15 protein-coding genes and 3 tRNA genes are annotated in these 15,125 nt (G+C 62.5%); 7 read left to right on the top strand and 11 right to left on the bottom strand.

Annotation, left to right across the window (positions count from 1 at the left end; genetic code table 11):
- From V6L75_RS20780 to V6L75_RS20770, 3 genes are all read right to left on the bottom strand, one after another.
- Positions 1-131 (bottom strand): GTP-binding protein (locus V6L75_RS20780; protein WP_334253376.1); only part of this gene is annotated, 131 nt, incomplete at its 3' end.
- Between the two features lie 173 nt (positions 132-304).
- Positions 305-378, bottom strand: a tRNA-Gly gene (locus V6L75_RS20775).
- 22 nt (positions 379-400) lie between these two features.
- Positions 401-485 (bottom strand) — tRNA-Tyr (locus V6L75_RS20770).
- A gap of 404 nt (positions 486-889) precedes the next feature.
- On the opposite strand from V6L75_RS20770, the gene V6L75_RS20765 reads away from it, so the two are divergent.
- The gene (locus V6L75_RS20765) at positions 890-1,714 is read left to right on the top strand and encodes a TrmH family RNA methyltransferase (RefSeq protein WP_334253375.1); all 825 of its coding nucleotides are present in this window, start codon (positions 890-892) and stop codon (positions 1,712-1,714) included.
- Between the two features lie 47 nt (positions 1,715-1,761).
- Here the strand turns inward: V6L75_RS20765 and V6L75_RS20760 are convergent, their stop codons facing one another.
- Positions 1,762-2,256: a hypothetical protein gene (locus V6L75_RS20760; protein ID WP_334253374.1), complete on the bottom strand. Its 495-nt coding sequence runs from the start codon at positions 2,254-2,256 to the stop codon at positions 1,762-1,764.
- Positions 2,257-2,327: 71 nt separating this feature from the next.
- Entirely contained in the window at positions 2,328-2,642 is a 315-nt protein-coding gene (gene hmuQ / locus V6L75_RS20755) for a heme-degrading protein HmuQ (RefSeq protein WP_334253373.1), read from the bottom strand.
- A gap of 242 nt (positions 2,643-2,884) precedes the next feature.
- Here hmuQ and V6L75_RS20750 point away from each other — a divergent pair, with 242 nt between their 5' ends.
- Both V6L75_RS20750 and V6L75_RS20745 read left to right on the top strand, forming a co-directional pair.
- The gene (locus V6L75_RS20750) at positions 2,885-4,090 is read left to right on the top strand and encodes a GTP-binding protein (protein WP_334253372.1); all 1,206 of its coding nucleotides are present in this window, start codon (positions 2,885-2,887) and stop codon (positions 4,088-4,090) included.
- A gap of 131 nt (positions 4,091-4,221) precedes the next feature.
- Positions 4,222-4,297: transfer RNA gene (locus V6L75_RS20745), tRNA-Thr, on the top strand.
- Positions 4,298-4,449: 152 nt separating this feature from the next.
- On the opposite strand, the gene V6L75_RS20740 is transcribed toward V6L75_RS20745, so the two are convergent.
- Positions 4,450-5,469: a 1-aminocyclopropane-1-carboxylate deaminase gene (locus V6L75_RS20740; RefSeq protein ID WP_334253371.1), complete on the bottom strand. Its 1,020-nt coding sequence runs from the start codon at positions 5,467-5,469 to the stop codon at positions 4,450-4,452.
- 139 nt (positions 5,470-5,608) lie between these two features.
- Between V6L75_RS20740 and V6L75_RS20735 the strand changes: the two genes are divergently transcribed.
- The 3 genes from V6L75_RS20735 (at position 5,609) to V6L75_RS20725 (ending at position 7,580) form a co-directional block, all read left to right on the top strand.
- Positions 5,609-6,088: an Lrp/AsnC family transcriptional regulator gene (locus V6L75_RS20735; protein WP_334253370.1), complete on the top strand. Its 480-nt coding sequence runs from the start codon at positions 5,609-5,611 to the stop codon at positions 6,086-6,088.
- Between the two features lie 126 nt (positions 6,089-6,214).
- Complete coding sequence (locus V6L75_RS20730) at positions 6,215-6,997, top strand: NAD kinase (RefSeq protein WP_334253369.1); 783 nt, start codon at positions 6,215-6,217, stop codon at positions 6,995-6,997.
- A gap of 58 nt (positions 6,998-7,055) precedes the next feature.
- Positions 7,056-7,580, top strand: a complete 525-nt coding sequence (locus V6L75_RS20725) for an Hpt domain-containing protein (protein WP_334253368.1) — start codon at positions 7,056-7,058, stop codon at positions 7,578-7,580.
- 26 nt (positions 7,581-7,606) lie between these two features.
- Here V6L75_RS20725 and V6L75_RS20720 read toward each other — a convergent pair whose 3' ends face one another.
- The 4 genes from V6L75_RS20720 to V6L75_RS20705 form a co-directional block, all read right to left on the bottom strand.
- Positions 7,607-8,758 (bottom strand): DUF2336 domain-containing protein, encoded by a 1,152-nt coding sequence (locus V6L75_RS20720; protein WP_334253367.1) that lies wholly within the window; start codon positions 8,756-8,758, stop codon positions 7,607-7,609.
- A gap of 110 nt (positions 8,759-8,868) precedes the next feature.
- Positions 8,869-9,885, bottom strand: a complete 1,017-nt coding sequence (locus V6L75_RS20715; protein WP_334253366.1) for a transglycosylase SLT domain-containing protein — start codon at positions 9,883-9,885, stop codon at positions 8,869-8,871.
- 203 nt (positions 9,886-10,088) lie between these two features.
- A complete protein-coding gene (locus V6L75_RS20710; protein WP_334253365.1) occupies positions 10,089-10,691 on the bottom strand; it encodes a flavin reductase family protein in 603 nt (200 codons plus the stop codon).
- A 4-nt stretch (positions 10,692-10,695) separates the two neighbouring features.
- Positions 10,696-11,289, bottom strand: a complete 594-nt coding sequence (locus V6L75_RS20705) for a nitroreductase family protein (RefSeq protein WP_334253364.1) — start codon at positions 11,287-11,289, stop codon at positions 10,696-10,698.
- A 230-nt stretch (positions 11,290-11,519) separates the two neighbouring features.
- Here V6L75_RS20705 and V6L75_RS20700 point away from each other — a divergent pair, with 230 nt between their 5' ends.
- Positions 11,520-12,689 (top strand): hypothetical protein, encoded by a 1,170-nt coding sequence (locus V6L75_RS20700; RefSeq protein ID WP_334253363.1) that lies wholly within the window; start codon positions 11,520-11,522, stop codon positions 12,687-12,689.
- A 295-nt stretch (positions 12,690-12,984) separates the two neighbouring features.
- On the opposite strand, the gene thrS is transcribed toward V6L75_RS20700, so the two are convergent.
- The gene (gene thrS / locus V6L75_RS20695) at positions 12,985-14,967 is read right to left on the bottom strand and encodes a threonine--tRNA ligase (RefSeq protein WP_334253362.1); all 1,983 of its coding nucleotides are present in this window, start codon (positions 14,965-14,967) and stop codon (positions 12,985-12,987) included.
- Positions 14,968-15,125 lie beyond the last annotated feature (158 nt).

Raw genomic sequence — 15,125 nt, 5'->3', positions numbered from 1 at the left:
GCAACCGCGCCGCCGGTCTCAGCCAGCGTCATCGTGATCGCCGCGGTCAGCGTCGTCTTGCCGTGGTCAACGTGGCCGATCGTGCCAATGTTCACGTGCGGCTTCGTGCGCTCAAACTTTTCCTTCGCCATCGGCGTCGCTCTCTATCTGTTACGCAGTTAGTCGTCAGGTTCGAGGCGGGACGCTTTCCGGCGGCACCGGCAGCCATCTCAGGCGCCGCGGCCAATACGAATTGCTTCCCGTTCTTTTCCAGGACCCTGAGCGAGCGAAGCCCGCACCGGTCAATCTGATCGGCACCCAGTGATGGAGCGGGTGAAGGGAATCGAACCCTCGTCATCAGCTTGGAAGGCTGCTGCTCTACCATTGAGCTACACCCGCTGACCCGGACTTCGGGAGACGATGGTGGAGGAGGTTGGATTCGAACCAACGTAGGCTTAGCCAACGGATTTACAGTCCGTCCCCTTTAGCCACTCGGGCACTCCTCCATTCCGTCGAGCCTCTGTCCGAAGCAGTCAGGATGGCTTCACAGACCGCCCCGTCCAACCGGCCGGGGTGTCCTGTGGCGCGTGTTATGCAGATAGGGTTCCCTGCTGTCAACGCCGATTTGGATTTCTTTCAAGAAAATTCGCCGTCAGCCGGTTTTCCGCTTCGCAGGTTCTGCAGGACAGCTCCCGCCGCCCTAGGGTTTCCCTGCGCTTCCGGCGGTTTCATGAAGTTTTGCACAGGCTTGGCCGGATATGCGCCGTCTTTGCTGCATTGCGGCGCCGGTCTCCTGACCGTCTGTGGATGAAGCCTCCGGGCAGTCACTGCCCGAGAATCTGTGACAGCAACCGATCGTGTCAGCCGCCTCCCTCTTCCCCCTCCTGCATATAGAGAGTAGGAGAGCGGCATGAGCGAACATTCTTCCGGCCCGCAGCGCGGGCGCCCCTTCACCAGCAAGGCCCGTCCCGGCAAGGGACAGGGCTTCATCAAGCCAGCCCCGCGCCGCCCCGGCCTGCCGCCGGAGGGCCCTGTGCTGCTTTACGGCCTGCACACCGTGGAAGCTGCCTTCCGCAACCGGGACCGCCGCCGCATCCGTCTCTATGCAACGGAGAATGCGGTGAACCGGCTCGAGGAGCGCGGCGTCAAGATTGATGTGCCCGTCGACATCCAGATGCCCCGTGCGCTCGACCGCATGGTCACCCGCGATGCCGTGCATCAGGGCATGATTCTGGAAGCCGATCCCCTGCCCGCCTATGGGGTGAAGGAACTGAAGGGCGCAAGACTGGTGCTGGCGCTTGATCAGGTTACCGATCCGCATAATGTGGGTGCGATCCTGCGTTCTGCCGTGGCGCTTGCCGCCGATGCCGTGGTCACCACCGAGCGCCACGCGCCGGAAGAGGGCTCCGTGCTGGCCAAGTCCGCTTCCGGCGCGCTGGACATGATCCGGCACGTGCGGGTGAAGAACCTTGCCAAGTTTCTGGAAGAGATGGGCGGGCAGGGCTTCTTCCGCGTTGCCCTCGACAGCGACGGCCCGGCGACGCTGGAAGAGACCACTTTCGGCAGCAAGACCGTGCTTGTGCTAGGCTCCGAAGGCAAGGGCGTGCGCCCTGGCGTGCGCGCCGCCTGCGACACCACGGCCCGTCTCGACATGCCGGGCGAGATCCGCTCGCTCAACGTCTCGAATGCCGCCGTCCTGTCGCTCTATCTGGCCCGGAGCAAGATGGGCCTTTGACCGTCTTGCGCGGGAGGCTCTCCCGCGCAAACACACTGTACCTGATTTTATGCGGCCTGCTGATGGGCCGGACTGCGCCTGTGCAGGAGGCCAGCCAGCCGGTCCGCCTCCAGCAGCACCCGGTTTGCCGGGCCGCCCTCACACAGGATCATGGCATCGATCAGCGCCGGATGCACCGGGTCGGCCAGCGCGGCGCGCACCATGGCAAGCACCCTGCCCTCCTGATCGGACAGGCTGGTGCGGCAGCAGGGGCAACCCGGATCGCGGAAACGGAACGTGGTCTGGCGCACGGCGCGGATCGCCCGCATCAGCCGCATCACCGCCACCGCAACCTCTCCGCCGAGCCCTGCCCCGAACCCCGCCTGCGCCGCCAGCAGCGCCTGCTCCCAAGCCTGGCTTTGCGGCCGGGCGTAGGACAGGCAAATCAGCCGCAGCACCTGCACCACCGTCTTCTCGTCAGGCGAAAGCACACTGACCGCCCCAGCCGGACAGGAGGGGGCCTGCGGGTGCGCGTCTGCGGTCTTGCGGGGCTCGGTGCTCATGGTGCTTTCTGCCTTGTCACGCGTCAGCCTTCACGGCACGCGGCGTTTGTTTCCGGTGAAATGACCCGGCCTCAGGCGCCAGTTACGGCCTCGAAGCCCTCAAAGCGCGGCGGACCGGCGTAGAGGTCCTTGTTGGAGCCGGCGTTGCGATGCGCCTCGCGGAACTGCTCGGACCTGGTCCAGGCCAGAAAATCCTCACGGCTTTCCCAGACCGTGTGGGACGCATAGAGCGTGATGCCCTCGTCCTCATCAGCCGCACCTTTGAGCAGATGAAAGGTCTTGAAGCCCTTCATCTCGTCGAGGCGCGAGTCCCGGCCCTTCCACACGGCCTCGAAAGCCTCTTCCTGACCAGCCTTCACCTTGAAGCGGTTCATTGCCACAAACATGCATCTCTCCCTGCACAGCCGCCCGGACAGTCTTTCGCGGGCGGCATCAAATACCTGAGTAGATAATTCATATTTATAGGCAGAGCAGAGGTCAAGCCCCGGCCCCGCGGCTTGCGGCCGCGCAAGACGGTTTCGCCGGTGAAGAACCTGCCTGCCTCTTGGCAAGGCGGACATGTCATGCTAGATCAAATGTAATGTTATTACATTATAAGAACGCCACTCCAGACCCACACGAGCGAACCATGACCAAACGCCTTCCCGTCACCGTGCTGTCCGGCTTTCTGGGCGCCGGAAAGACCACGCTTCTCAACCACATCCTCTCCAATCGCGAAGGGCTTCGCGTTGCTGTCATTGTTAATGACATGAGTGAGGTGAACATCGACGCTGCCCTTGTGCGCGATGGCGGGGCCAACTTATCGCGCACTGAGGAAACCCTCGTCGAGATGACCAACGGCTGCATCTGCTGCACCCTGCGCGACGACCTGCTGGTGGAAGTGCGGCGCCTGGCAGAGGCTGGCCGCTTCGACTATCTCCTGATTGAATCGACCGGCATTGCCGAGCCGCTGCCCGTTGCCTCCACCTTCGAGTTCCGCGACGAGAACGGCGAAAGCCTGTCCGATATCGCCCGGCTCGACACCATGGTGACGGTGGTGGATGCGGCGAGCCTGCTCAGCCATTTCGGCTCGGTCAGCCTGCTGGATGATCTGGGCGAGTCCCTTGGCGAAGACGACACCCGCACCCTGATTGACCTGCTGGTGGACCAGATGGAATTTGCAGATGTCATCGTGCTCAACAAGGTGTCCAGCGCCACACCGGAGGCGCTGGAAGCCGCACGCAAGATCATCCGCTCGCTCAACAGTGAGGCGCGCGTGATCGAGGTGGATCATGGCCAGGTGCTGCTGTCCGATGTGCTGGGCACCGGCCGCTTCGACTTCGAACGCGCCCACACCCATCCGCTCTGGTACAAGGAGCTGAACGGCTTTTCAGATCACGTGCCGGAGACGGAGGAATATGGCATCCGCTCCTTCGTCTACCGCGCCCGCCAGCCTTTTGATCCGGAAAAACTGCAGGCCTTCATCAACCGCAGCTGGCCCGGCGTCGTGCGGGCCAAGGGCTTCTTCTGGCTGGCGACCCGGCCGGAATTCGTCGGAGAGCTGAGCATGGCAGGCGCACAGGTGCGCACCGAAAAGCGCGGGCTGTGGTGGTCTGCCGTGCCCAAGACCCACTGGCCGGATCACCCGGACTGGCACAAGGCCATGGCGCCCTACATGGACGCCGTGTGGGGCGACCGGCGGCAGGAACTGGTGTTCATCGGCACGGACCCGATGGATGAGGAAGCGCTGCGCCGCGACCTCTCCGCCTGCCTCGTGCCCGCCGCCTCCTTTGCCCCGGCCAGCTGGCGCAATCTCAAGGACCCCTTCCCCGCCTGGGGCCGCGCGGCAGCCTGACAGTGACACCGGCGGGGCTGCACTCTGCTCCGCCGGGCCGTCCTCTTCCTGCTGGCCTTTCCTCACCAGTGGAAAAATTGCATCAAGGCAGATGCACATCCGCCAAACCCATGCTAAAAGCCGCGAAAGATGCCGGTATAGCTCAGCAGGTAGAGCACCTGATTTGTAATCAGGGGGTCACGGGTTCGAACCCTGTTGCCGGCACCATCCTCCCCCAGATCCGGAAATCAATGCAATTGCTGCGCCCCGCGCAGGAACGGTGCTGCTGCTTTACCGAAGTCGCGGCTTCCGGAAAAGAAAACGGCAGCCCCCGGGGAGTGGGAACTGCCGCTTCGCGTCCGGACTGGTCGATGGGGAACTCAGCCGTTGCGGTAGGTGTAGCTGTAGCCGTTGATGGCCGGTGCGCCACCAAGGTGGGCGTAGAGTACCTTGGAACCGGCGGGGATCTTGCCCTTGCGGATGAGGTCGATCATGCCCTGCATGGACTTGCCCTCATAAACCGGGTCGGTGATCATCGCCTCGGTGCGGGCAGCCATGCGGATGGCTTCGTTGGTCTCGGCGCTCGGCACGCCATAGGCCGGATAGGCGTAATCCTCGACGATGACGATTTCGTCCTCGCGCACCGGACGGCCCAGTTCCACCAGATCAGCGGTACGGTCGACGATCTCGCGCACCTGGGCGCGGGTCTGCTCCGGCGTCCCGGAGGCATCGATGCCGATCACCCGGTCGGCGCGGCCATCGGCGGCAAAGCCGACAATCATGCCGGCCTGAGTGGAGCCAGTCACGACGCAGACGATGATATAGTCGAAGCGGATGCCCATTTCGGCTTCCTGCGCCCGCACTTCCTCGGCAAAGCGCACATAGCCGAGGCCGCCATAGGGATGGACGGAGGCGCCTGCGGGAATGCCATAGGGCTTGCCGCCAGCGTCCTTGACGGACTGCAGCGCGTCTTCCCAGCTCTTGCGGATGCCGATGTCGAAACCATCGTCAACGATGCGGCTGTCCGCGCCCATCAGGCGGGTGAGAAGAATATTGCCGACGCGGTCATAGACGGCATCTTCATGCGGCACCCAGCTTTCCTGCACCACCACACACTTGAGGCCGAGCTTGGCTGCGGTTGCCGCGACCATGCGGGTGTGATTCGACTGCACGCCGCCGATGGAAACAAGCGTATCGGCCCCCGAGGCCAGCACGTCCGGCACGATATATTCCAGCTTGCGCAGCTTGTTGCCGCCGAAGGCAAGGCCGGAGTTGCAGTCGTCACGCTTGGCGTAGATTTCCACACCGCCGCCCAGTTCCGCCGACAGGCGGTCCAGCTTCTCGATCGGGGTCGGGCCGAAGGTCAGGGGGTAACGTTCGAATTTATCCAGTTTCAGCATTGCCAGCTCCACTCTTGAAAGGTGGCGGAACGCTAGCAGGAAGGATATGAAAGGTGCTTGCAATCTTGGGTCCTCAATGATCATCTGATTGCATCTGTAGAGCTTTTAGATAACGATTATTCCGGATCAAATATCTAGGATGAACGATTCTTTCACGCCTGAATCCCTAGACCGCATCGACCGCAAGATCCTGCACCTGCTGCAGCAGGACGGGCGCATGTCGAACGCGGATATTGCCGCAGCGGTCAATGTCAGTCCCGCCACGTGCCACCGGCGCATCCGGCGGCTGTTTGATGAGGGATTTGTGCGCGACGTGCGGGCGGTGATCGATCCGCAAAAGGTCAGCCGCGGCGCTCTGGTCATGGTGGGGGTGGAGCTGGACCGATCGACGCCGGAGAGTTTTGCTGCTTTCGAGGAGGCGATCCGCAAGCTGCCTGTCGTGCTCGACTGCCATCTGGTGGCGGGTGACTTCGATTTCTTCCTGAAGATCCGCGTCCGCGACATGGCCGATTTCAACCGTCTGCACGGCGAGCAGCTGATTGCCCTGCCCGGCGTGCGCCAGACTCGCACCTTCTTCGTCATCAAGGAGGTCGTCGACAATGCCCGTCTCGATTTCTGAATTCGGGTCAATACCGGCAGACAGCCGCCCACAGGCCAATCGCGCCTTGCGGCGGCAGGCAATCTGGCGGATGAATGGCGGGCGGCGCCAAGCCGCAGCAGATGCAGCACCCGAGTTCCAGAGCCAATGACCCAGAGAGAAATCCGCCCCGGCCGCATCGCGCTGGTTGCCAGCGACACGGAGGAAGCCCATCAGGCCCTCGTTTCGCTGACAGCGCTTTATGGTAATGCCACACCGGGCGAGGCGGATGTGATTGTCGCGCTTGGCGGCGATGGCCTGATGCTGCAGACCCTGCACCGTTTCATGAATTCCGGTATTCCGATTTATGGCATGAACCGGGGCTCTGTCGGCTTCCTGATGAATGAGTACCGGGAAGACAGCCTGCTGGAACGTTTGACGGCGGCGGATGTGACGACGATCCACCCGCTCTACATGCAGGCCATCGACCAGGCCGGCGTGCAGCACAGTGCCCGCGCTATCAATGAGGTGTCCCTGCTGCGCCAGACTTATCAGGCGGCAAAGCTGCGCATTTCCGTTGATGGGCGTGAGCGTTTGGAGGAGCTGATCTGCGACGGCTGCCTCATCGCGACCCCGGCAGGCAGCACGGCCTATAACCTGTCTGCCCACGGCCCGATTCTGCCGATCTCAGCCCCGCTTCTGGCGCTGACGCCGATCAGCGCCTTCCGCCCCCGCCGCTGGCGCGGCGCCCTGGTGCCCAATCATGCGGTTGTGGAAATCGAGGTGATGGAGAGCGCCAAGCGCCCGGTCAGCGCCGCAGCCGATCACACGGAAATCCGGAATGTGGCGAAGGTGAGCGTGCGCGAGGATAAGACTTCCGCCTGCCTGATCATGTCCGACGCGGGGCATGGCTGGGACGAACGCATCCTTAGTGAAATGTTCCGCTATTGACCTTATCAGGGCATCAGCGGAATCTTCCGGCATTGGCGGCAGGGCAAGGACACCAATCATGATCAGCGATGACGATCTTCAGGGCAGCGACGTGGAGTTCGTCGAGCCGCCAACGGATCTGCGCAAGAAGGTGCGGGTGATGAGCCCGCGTGAAGCGGCGAAGTTCGATCCGGTCAAAGCAGCGGAAGCGGCGCTGGAGCGGCTGTCAGTCCAGTTTGACGGCTGGATGCACAGGGAGACCGAGCAGCTGTTTGCCGACTGGAGCATCATTGAGGCAGAGGGACTGAACGAATCGACCCTTGCGCAGCTCTACAACACGAGCCACAACGTGAAGGGGCAGGCGCCGACGCTTGGCTATCCGCTGGCAGGAGCCGTCGCAGCCAGCCTCTGCCATCTGGTTGAGGCCGTGAACACACCGGAGCACCTGCCGCTGACACTTCTGCGCCAGCATGTGGATGCGATCCGCGCCATCGTGGCGGAAGAGGCCCGGGACGAGGCAAACCCAACCGGAGCGGCTCTCTTGCACAAGCTGCAGGACGTGACTCAGGACTATATCGAACGCACGGTGCCAGTTAGGGACTAAGTCTGCCCTGCAGGCTCTGCTCTGCCTTACGCTGCCGCCAGCAGCTCGGTGTTCACCAGCAGCCGCGCTTCCTCACGGGCCGCTTCCAGGACCAGTGTACGCATCAGAGCGAAGACATCTTCCACCCCACCGCTGACAGCCATCTCCTCTAGCCCGGCACTGACTTCTTCCATCACTGCGCGGGTCGTGGCGGGCGGGTGATCCTGCAGGAAGCTGCAATCCGCCGCGCGGTAGGTTTCCACCATCAGCTGAAACACTGCGACCGTACGCTGGGGCAGACCAGCGGCCATGAGCAGGGAGCGTAGCGCTCCAGCCCGGCCGGTGGCCAGCAGATCCGCCACCCGCGTCTGCGGCTGGCTGCAAAGGGCGGACAGGCAGGCGCTCAGAACCCGCAACCGCCCCATGCCGGCGGCGCGCAGCATCAGCCGCGCAGTCAGCTGGCCGCGCGCACGCAGATGTTCGACAAGACCAGCCAGTTCTATATCCGGCGCCCCAGTCGCCAGAACGATCGTCGCACGCTCGCGGGCCTCTTCAAGGTAGGTTTCTGCGCTTTCTGGCAGCGCTTCGCCCGCAAGAACAAGCGCCTGCGCCTTGAGGCCATCGGTCAAGGCTGTCAGCAGGGTGTGGCGAATTGTCAAAGGCAGGCCGGAGCGGGCCAGCAGCCGGCTGCGCACGGCGGCGTTATCGGCAAAGCGTTCGGCAAGGCGGGACAGGCTGAAGGAGACGATCACCGCATCGGGGTTGTCGAGCAGCACGGCGCAGGCCTCGGGTCCGGCTACTTCTGCCAGCGCAGCAGCCACAGAGGCAGACAAGTTCCGGCGGCGGGCAATGGCGCATTGCACGGCCTCACAGCCTTCTGCAGCCAGATCGATCAGATCACAATCGGGCACCAGCGGCGAAAATTCGAGGACAGGGGCTGCGATGAGCGCCGTGTCACGGGCCAGAGCCAGCACCACAGGGCGCGGCGCATCGTCCCGGCGGGCGAACACATCCGCCAGGGCAAAGCGGACTTCGGGTGCCGGATCATCCAGCAGATAGGTCAATGCAGCCTGACAGTCGCCCCGCTCTGCCTCGCTCATCGGCGAATGCAGGAAGGCGCGTGCAAGCGCAGCGGTGGCCTCGGCGCGCTCAGCAGGCGCCGCCGTACCGGCCCAGGACAGAAACTGACGAATGATCATGACGCGTGACCCGAACACACAATGCACCTCAACAAGGTGCAAATCACACTGCCACGCAAAGGCTTAACGTTCGGTTCACCATAAATGAGGCGCGGACCGGACGCGCCTCGTCAGGCAGGTGGCAGCAGATCCCGCTTCACGCCAAGCGGCACATAGTTGAGGAAGCCTGTGAGATCCAAAGGCCCGTCCTGCGTCTTCGGAATAGCCCCTTCACCGCCCGCAAGCTGGGCTACCACACGGGTGCCTCCGACCGCGCGCGAGAAGACGTGATCATCCTTAACACCGGCGAAGGCCGCCAGATAGCTGCCGGACATGGCAGCATTGCGCGATCCTGCATCATCGCGGAACAGAGCCTCGAAGGGCGCGCTTGTTTCGGCTGCCCGGAAGGCACTGTCTACCCGCGCCCCCACTGGGTCGCCTGAACCTGCCTCTTCGGCAAAGCCAGTGAGGATGCGGCTCTTCGGCAAATCATCGGTTCCCTGGCCCGCGGCAGATGCCACCATCACGCCAGCGCCCCCATCGTGTTTGCTAACCAGAACGTCATAAACCTGTGCCAGCGTCCGCGGAGACCCTGCATCATCATAGAAAATGGCACGGTTGGCCTTGGCCTGTGCCGGGAACATCTGAGCGGCAGAGCTTTCCGGGCTCACCTGCGCGGAGTTGATCAGCCGTGACGCGCCCTGCGCACCAAGGAAATGGGCGATGTAAAGTTCACCCTGGTTCGGATCCCGGCCGAGGCGGCTGGAGAGAAAATCGGCATTCTTGCGGGTAAACTCGCCTGCCATGCGCGAGGAGATTTCAGGATCCTTGCGCAGATCCAGTATCTCCCGCCGGAGATCCGGATCACTGACCCTGTATTTCCCGGTGGCCGTTCTTTCGATCTGGTCGGCATAGGACTGCAGTCCGTGCCTGCCGCCACTGTCCTTGACGGTCTCAAGCCAGGTCTGTTCGACAAACTGGAACAGACCGGTTGCACTCGAGGTCTTCGACTGCGCTGCGGGCTGAAACGAGGATTCCCGCGCAGCCGTCTTCAGCAGATAGTCAAAGGATGTCCCCGTCGTTGTGCTTGCCGTCTGGAAGGCCTGCTCGATCCGCGACGCGATCGAGGTGGAGTCTGCAACACGCATGAACCCGTCTCCTCGATGTAAAGATTACTACACGGTTAAGATCCGGCCTGAATGGTTAACAAAAAGTTAACGAACATCCAGCACCTGTTAACCTGTACGACTTTCAACGGAAAACGGGCAAAACCCTGACAGATATGCCTATAAATCACGGGAAGAAGCCGGATCGCAAGGCCTGAATCCTCACGCGATCCGGCAACACCGACTCACCCTTTAGGGCGGGTGAGCTCAAAAACTTCACGGGTAACGTCATAATCCTTGTAACCAAGACGGGAAAGCAGCTCCAGCCGCGAGGGCACGACACGGCCGTTCTCGATGATGCTGTCATCGATGTGAACGCCGACCACCTGCCCCAGAACCATGTAGTTCTGGACCGCATTGCCATCGAGATCCTTCAGCTGCTGGATCTGCAGCATCCGGCACTCAAGCGCGGCCTTGGCCCGCTTCACGCGTGGCACCTTAACCAGATTGGAAGGTGCCATCTCGAGGCCTGCCAGCTCGAATTCGGACACACCGGGACCGACGGGTGCGGAAGACGCATTCATTTCGTCGCGCAGGTCATGGCTGACAATGTTGCAGACGAATTCGCCTGTCGCCTCGATATTGCGAACGCTGTCCTTCCAGCCAGAGGAGGAAAACATGACGATCGGCGGTGTATCAGCCACGGCGTTGAAGAAGCTGTAGGGGGCGAGGTTCGCCGTGCCCTCCGCACTCAGCGACGAGATCCAGCCGATGGGCCGGGGGGCGACAAGGGCCTTGAAGGGGTTGAAGGCCAGCCCGTGAGCATTGGAAACGGTGTCGTAAAACAACGGCTTACTCCCCGGCCCAGTGGGTGACGATGCTGGCAAGTTCCGGGCGCGGACGCTCGAACGGTGCCTGCGTGGGCGTGCCTATGTGGATGAAACCGGCAAAGCGCTCGCCTTCGGCCGCACCCAGATAGCGGGCCGCCTCATCATCGAAACTGTACCACTCGCTGATCCACTGCGCGCCGAAACCGGCTGCCGTTGCTGCCGTGAGAATATTCATGCAGGCGGCACCAGCCGACAGCTCCTGTTCCCAAACAGGGATCTTCGGATGGACGGCGGCACGGCTCAGCACGCCGATCACGACAGCAGAGCGAGTGAAGCGGTTCAGTTCCTGCGTCTTCTGCGCATCGGAGAGCGGACCATTGCGGCTTTCGGCAAGAGCTGCGAGATGCTGGCCGATTCTCGTCCGCACTTCGTCTGCGTAGATGACAAAGCGCCAGGGAGCGAGCTTGCCGTGGTCAGGCACGCGAGCACCAATGGTGAGGATCTTTTCCAAGGTTTCCGCATCGGGCCCCGGCTCGGACAGGGTAATGGCCAGATGGGAACGGCGGGTCAGCAAAAAGTCGATAACATGCGGATGCGGCTTGGCAAATTCGCTCATCGGAGCCTCTGAAGCGGTGGGGTGAAATCCTGGCGAAAGTGGTAAGCTTTTAACTTCACTTGTCAACCGGGCTTGCATGCGACTTGAATTCGCCCGATTTTCCGGGCCATTAACGGAATGGAAACGGATGTGGCAGCCCATGGCGGGGCATCCGGTGAGCATTGAGTGGCCTTTGCCGGGTCTGACAGAAGATCCGCGGCGAGTGGCAGAAGGCCGGCGCAGGAAAAATGATGACGGGACACAACCGCAGCGCAGGACTGGCACGCGCTTCAAGGCGCGCTCTGACAGCAGCCCTTGTGGCTTTTTTTGCGATGCAGACAGCGGCGGCAGCCCAGGAAGCCACAGCCCCTCCTGCAGACCAGCAACCGCCCTCTCTGGATGCCGGGACAGCTTTCTCCGCTCCGCTCTCTCCCCCGACACCTCTGGGCAAGCCCCATGATTTCGGCGCCGCCAGAGGCACCTCGCCAGATCCGTCCGAGGTGGAGGGCGCAACAGCGGCGGCCCCGCTTCTGTCGCCCGAAGATCCCGCCAGCCGCTTCAACGATGCGCTCGTGCCCTATGCACCGTCGAACACCCTGACGGATGGAACCCAGTCCGGCCTCGAAAAAGGGGCTGTGTATCTGGTTGCCCGGCTGACGGAAGGAGCAGCGCAGATCTCTGACGGACTGGTCTGGCGGGTCTATGGTGAAACTCCGAACGCCAGTGGCGAACTTGAACTGGTGGCAACGGCCATGGGGGGGGATGCAGAGTTCCGGCTTGATCCCGGCGCCTATCTCATCCACACCTCCTATGGCTATGCAGGCTCCACAAACCGGCTTGTCGTCGGCCGTGGCGTCTATTCCAAGACGGTGGTGCTCAATGCGGGGGGCGTGAAGCTGAATGCAGCCCTTGGTCCGGATGATCCGCTCCCTGCAGATGACCTGCGGTTCGACATTATGGGCATGAATTTCAATGCCATCGGCGAGCGCGAAGTCATCGTTTCCGGCGTAAAGCCGGATGCCATCGTGCGCCTCAATGCGGGCACCTATCATGTGGTCAGCCGCTATGGCGATGTGAACGCCATCGTGCGGGCGGATATTTCCGTGGAAGCGGGCAAGCTGACGTCGGCGACGCTCTTCCAGAATGCGGCCAGTGTGACGCTTAAGCTCGTCAACGATCCGGGCGGCGAGGCCATTGCCAACACGGCCTGGACCATCCTCACCCCCGGCGGTGACACGGTGGTGGAAGGCAACGGCGCCTTCCCCTCCTTCATCCTCGCAGCGGGCGAGTATGAGGTGGTTGCCCGGAACAATGGCGTCAATTACAGCCGAAATTTCATGGTCGTCTCCGGTGAGAACGAGGAAGTCGAGGTGCTGGCCCGCACCGAGACATCCAACGTCAGCCAGTTTCCGCAGAACTGATAGGCCGCGTCATCCGGCGCTCCTTTCGGACGGAGAACCTCGCCGGTGTCATCCCGGTTTGGCGCGCAGCGCCAAGGCCGGATCCAGTATTCCCGGTGCTGAAGATGACGAACGCCGGGGGTACTGCCCCCCCGCCTGCGTGGGGATGACAGCCGAAGAATGATCCGCTGCCGGAAGCAAGTCCTCCTCCCCTCTCCGTGAGCCTGACAACATTTCCGGACAGACAGACATGCAAAGACCGCCGCAGTTTGCACCACGGCGGTCTTTCTTCATGTCAGCCCGTACGCTGTTGCACTCAGTCGCGGGCGCGCTTCAGGTCCGGCGCCACGGCTTCCTCGACAAAGGCGGCAATCGCCTCGTCAAGGCTCATGGGCGTCTGGTTCTGCGAACCAAGACGGCGGACGTTGACCGTGCGCTCTTCCGACTCACGCTTGCCGCAGACGAGAATGACCGGAACCTTGGCCAGCGAGTGCTCGCGGACCTTGTAGTTGATCTTTTCGTTGCGCAGGTCGAGATCAGCCCGGATGCCTGCCTTGCCAAGCGCTGCATGCACCTCGCGGGCGTAGTCATCCGCTTCCGAGGTGATGGTGGCAACCACGACCTGCTTGGGCGCAAGCCACAGCGGGAAGTGACCGGCAAAGTTCTCGATGAGGATACCGAGGAAGCGCTCCATCGAGCCGCAGATGGCGCGGTGGATCATCACCGGCGTCTTCTTCTCGCCGTCCTTGTCCACGTAGAAGGCGCCGAAGCGTTCCGGCAGGTTGAAGTCCACCTGCGTGGTGCCGCACTGCCATTCACGGCCGATGGCATCCTTCAGCGTGTATTCGAACTTCGGTCCGTAGAAAGCGCCCTCGCCCGGCAGAATGCCGGTCTTGATGCGGCCGCCGGACTGCTCCTCGATCTGCTTCAGAACGCGGGTCATCACCTCTTCGGCATGGTCCCACAGCTCGTCGGAACCGACGCGCTTTTCCGGTCGGGTGGAGAGCTTGACGACGATCTCGTTGAAGCCGAAGTCCTCGTAGACCGACAGGATCAGATCGTTGATCTTGAGGCATTCGGCAGCCATCTGCTCTTCGGTGCAGAAGATGTGGGCATCGTCCTGCGTGAAGCCGCGCACGCGCATCAGGCCATGCATGGCGCCCGAAGGCTCATAGCGGTGCACCACGCCGAACTCCGCCATGCGCAGCGGCAGGTCGCGGTAGCTCTTCAGGCCATGCTTGAAGATCTGCACGTGACCGGGACAGTTCATCGGCTTCAGCGCGAAAATGCGCTCATCCTCGGCTTCCGGATCGGCACACTGCACGGAGAACATGTTCTCCTTGTACCAGCCCCAGTGACCGGAGGTCTCCCACAGCGAAGTGTCGAGCACCTGCGGCGCGTTGACCTCATCGTAGTCGCCGGACAGGCGGCGGCGCATGTAGGAGACAAGGCTCTGGAACAGGCTCCAGCCCTTGGCATGCCAGAACACGACGCCCGGTCCTTCCTCCTGGAAGTGGAACAGGTCCATCTCGCGGCCGAGCTTGCGGTGGTCTCGCTTCTCCGCCTCTTCCAGCATGTGCAGATAGGCCTTCAGATCAGCCTCGTTTGCCCATGCGGTGGCGTAGATGCGGGTCAGCATCTCGTTGTTGCTGTCACCGCGCCAGTAAGCGCCGGCCACCTTCATCAGCTTGAAGGCATCACCGATCTGGCGGGTCGAAGCCATGTGCGGACCACGGCACAGGTCCAGCCACTGGCCCTGCTTGTAGATCTTCAGATCCTGGCCTTCGGGGATCGCGTCCACCAGCTCGACCTTGTAGGTCTCGCCCTTGGCGGCAAAATAGCGCTTGGCTTCCTCGCGGGACCAGATTTCCTTGGTGAAGGCTGCACCGCGCGCGATGATCTCGCGCATCTTCTTCTCGATGACCGGCAGGTCTTCGGGCGTGAAGGGCCAATCCTCGCGGGTGTCCGGATGGACGCGCTTGAAGTCGTAATAGAAGCCGTTCTCGATCACCGGGCCGATGGTGACCTGTGTCCCCGGCCAGATCTCCTGCACCGCCTCGGCCATCACATGGGCCGCATCATGGCGGATCAGCTCCAGGGCGCGCGGGTCCTCGCGGGTCACGATCTCGATGCGCGCATCGGCAGTGATGGCATCGGAAAGATCGCGCAGCTCGCCATCAAGGGTCATCGCCACGGCCTTCTTGGCCAGCGACTTGGAAATGCCCTCGGCAACGGCGGCACCGGTGGTACCAGCCTCATAGGTGCGCACGGAATTGTCGGGGAAAGTCAGATTGATCATCAGTCATCTCCTGCTCACTCCTGCAGACGAGGCAGGTAAGCTTTTGGGTTTTGCGACTGGGCCTGAATAAGGGATTTGCGCGGGAGGAACAACCTCTGGAGCGCGTCCAATTGCGTGGACCCGGCCTGAAACACGGGCAAAAGCGAACGGGCTGGTCC

The organism is Pannonibacter anstelovis (assembly GCF_036881715.1).
Classification (GTDB): Bacteria; Pseudomonadota; Alphaproteobacteria; order Rhizobiales; family Stappiaceae; genus Pannonibacter; species Pannonibacter anstelovis.
This window is presented reverse-complemented; position numbering and strand designations above follow the sequence as displayed.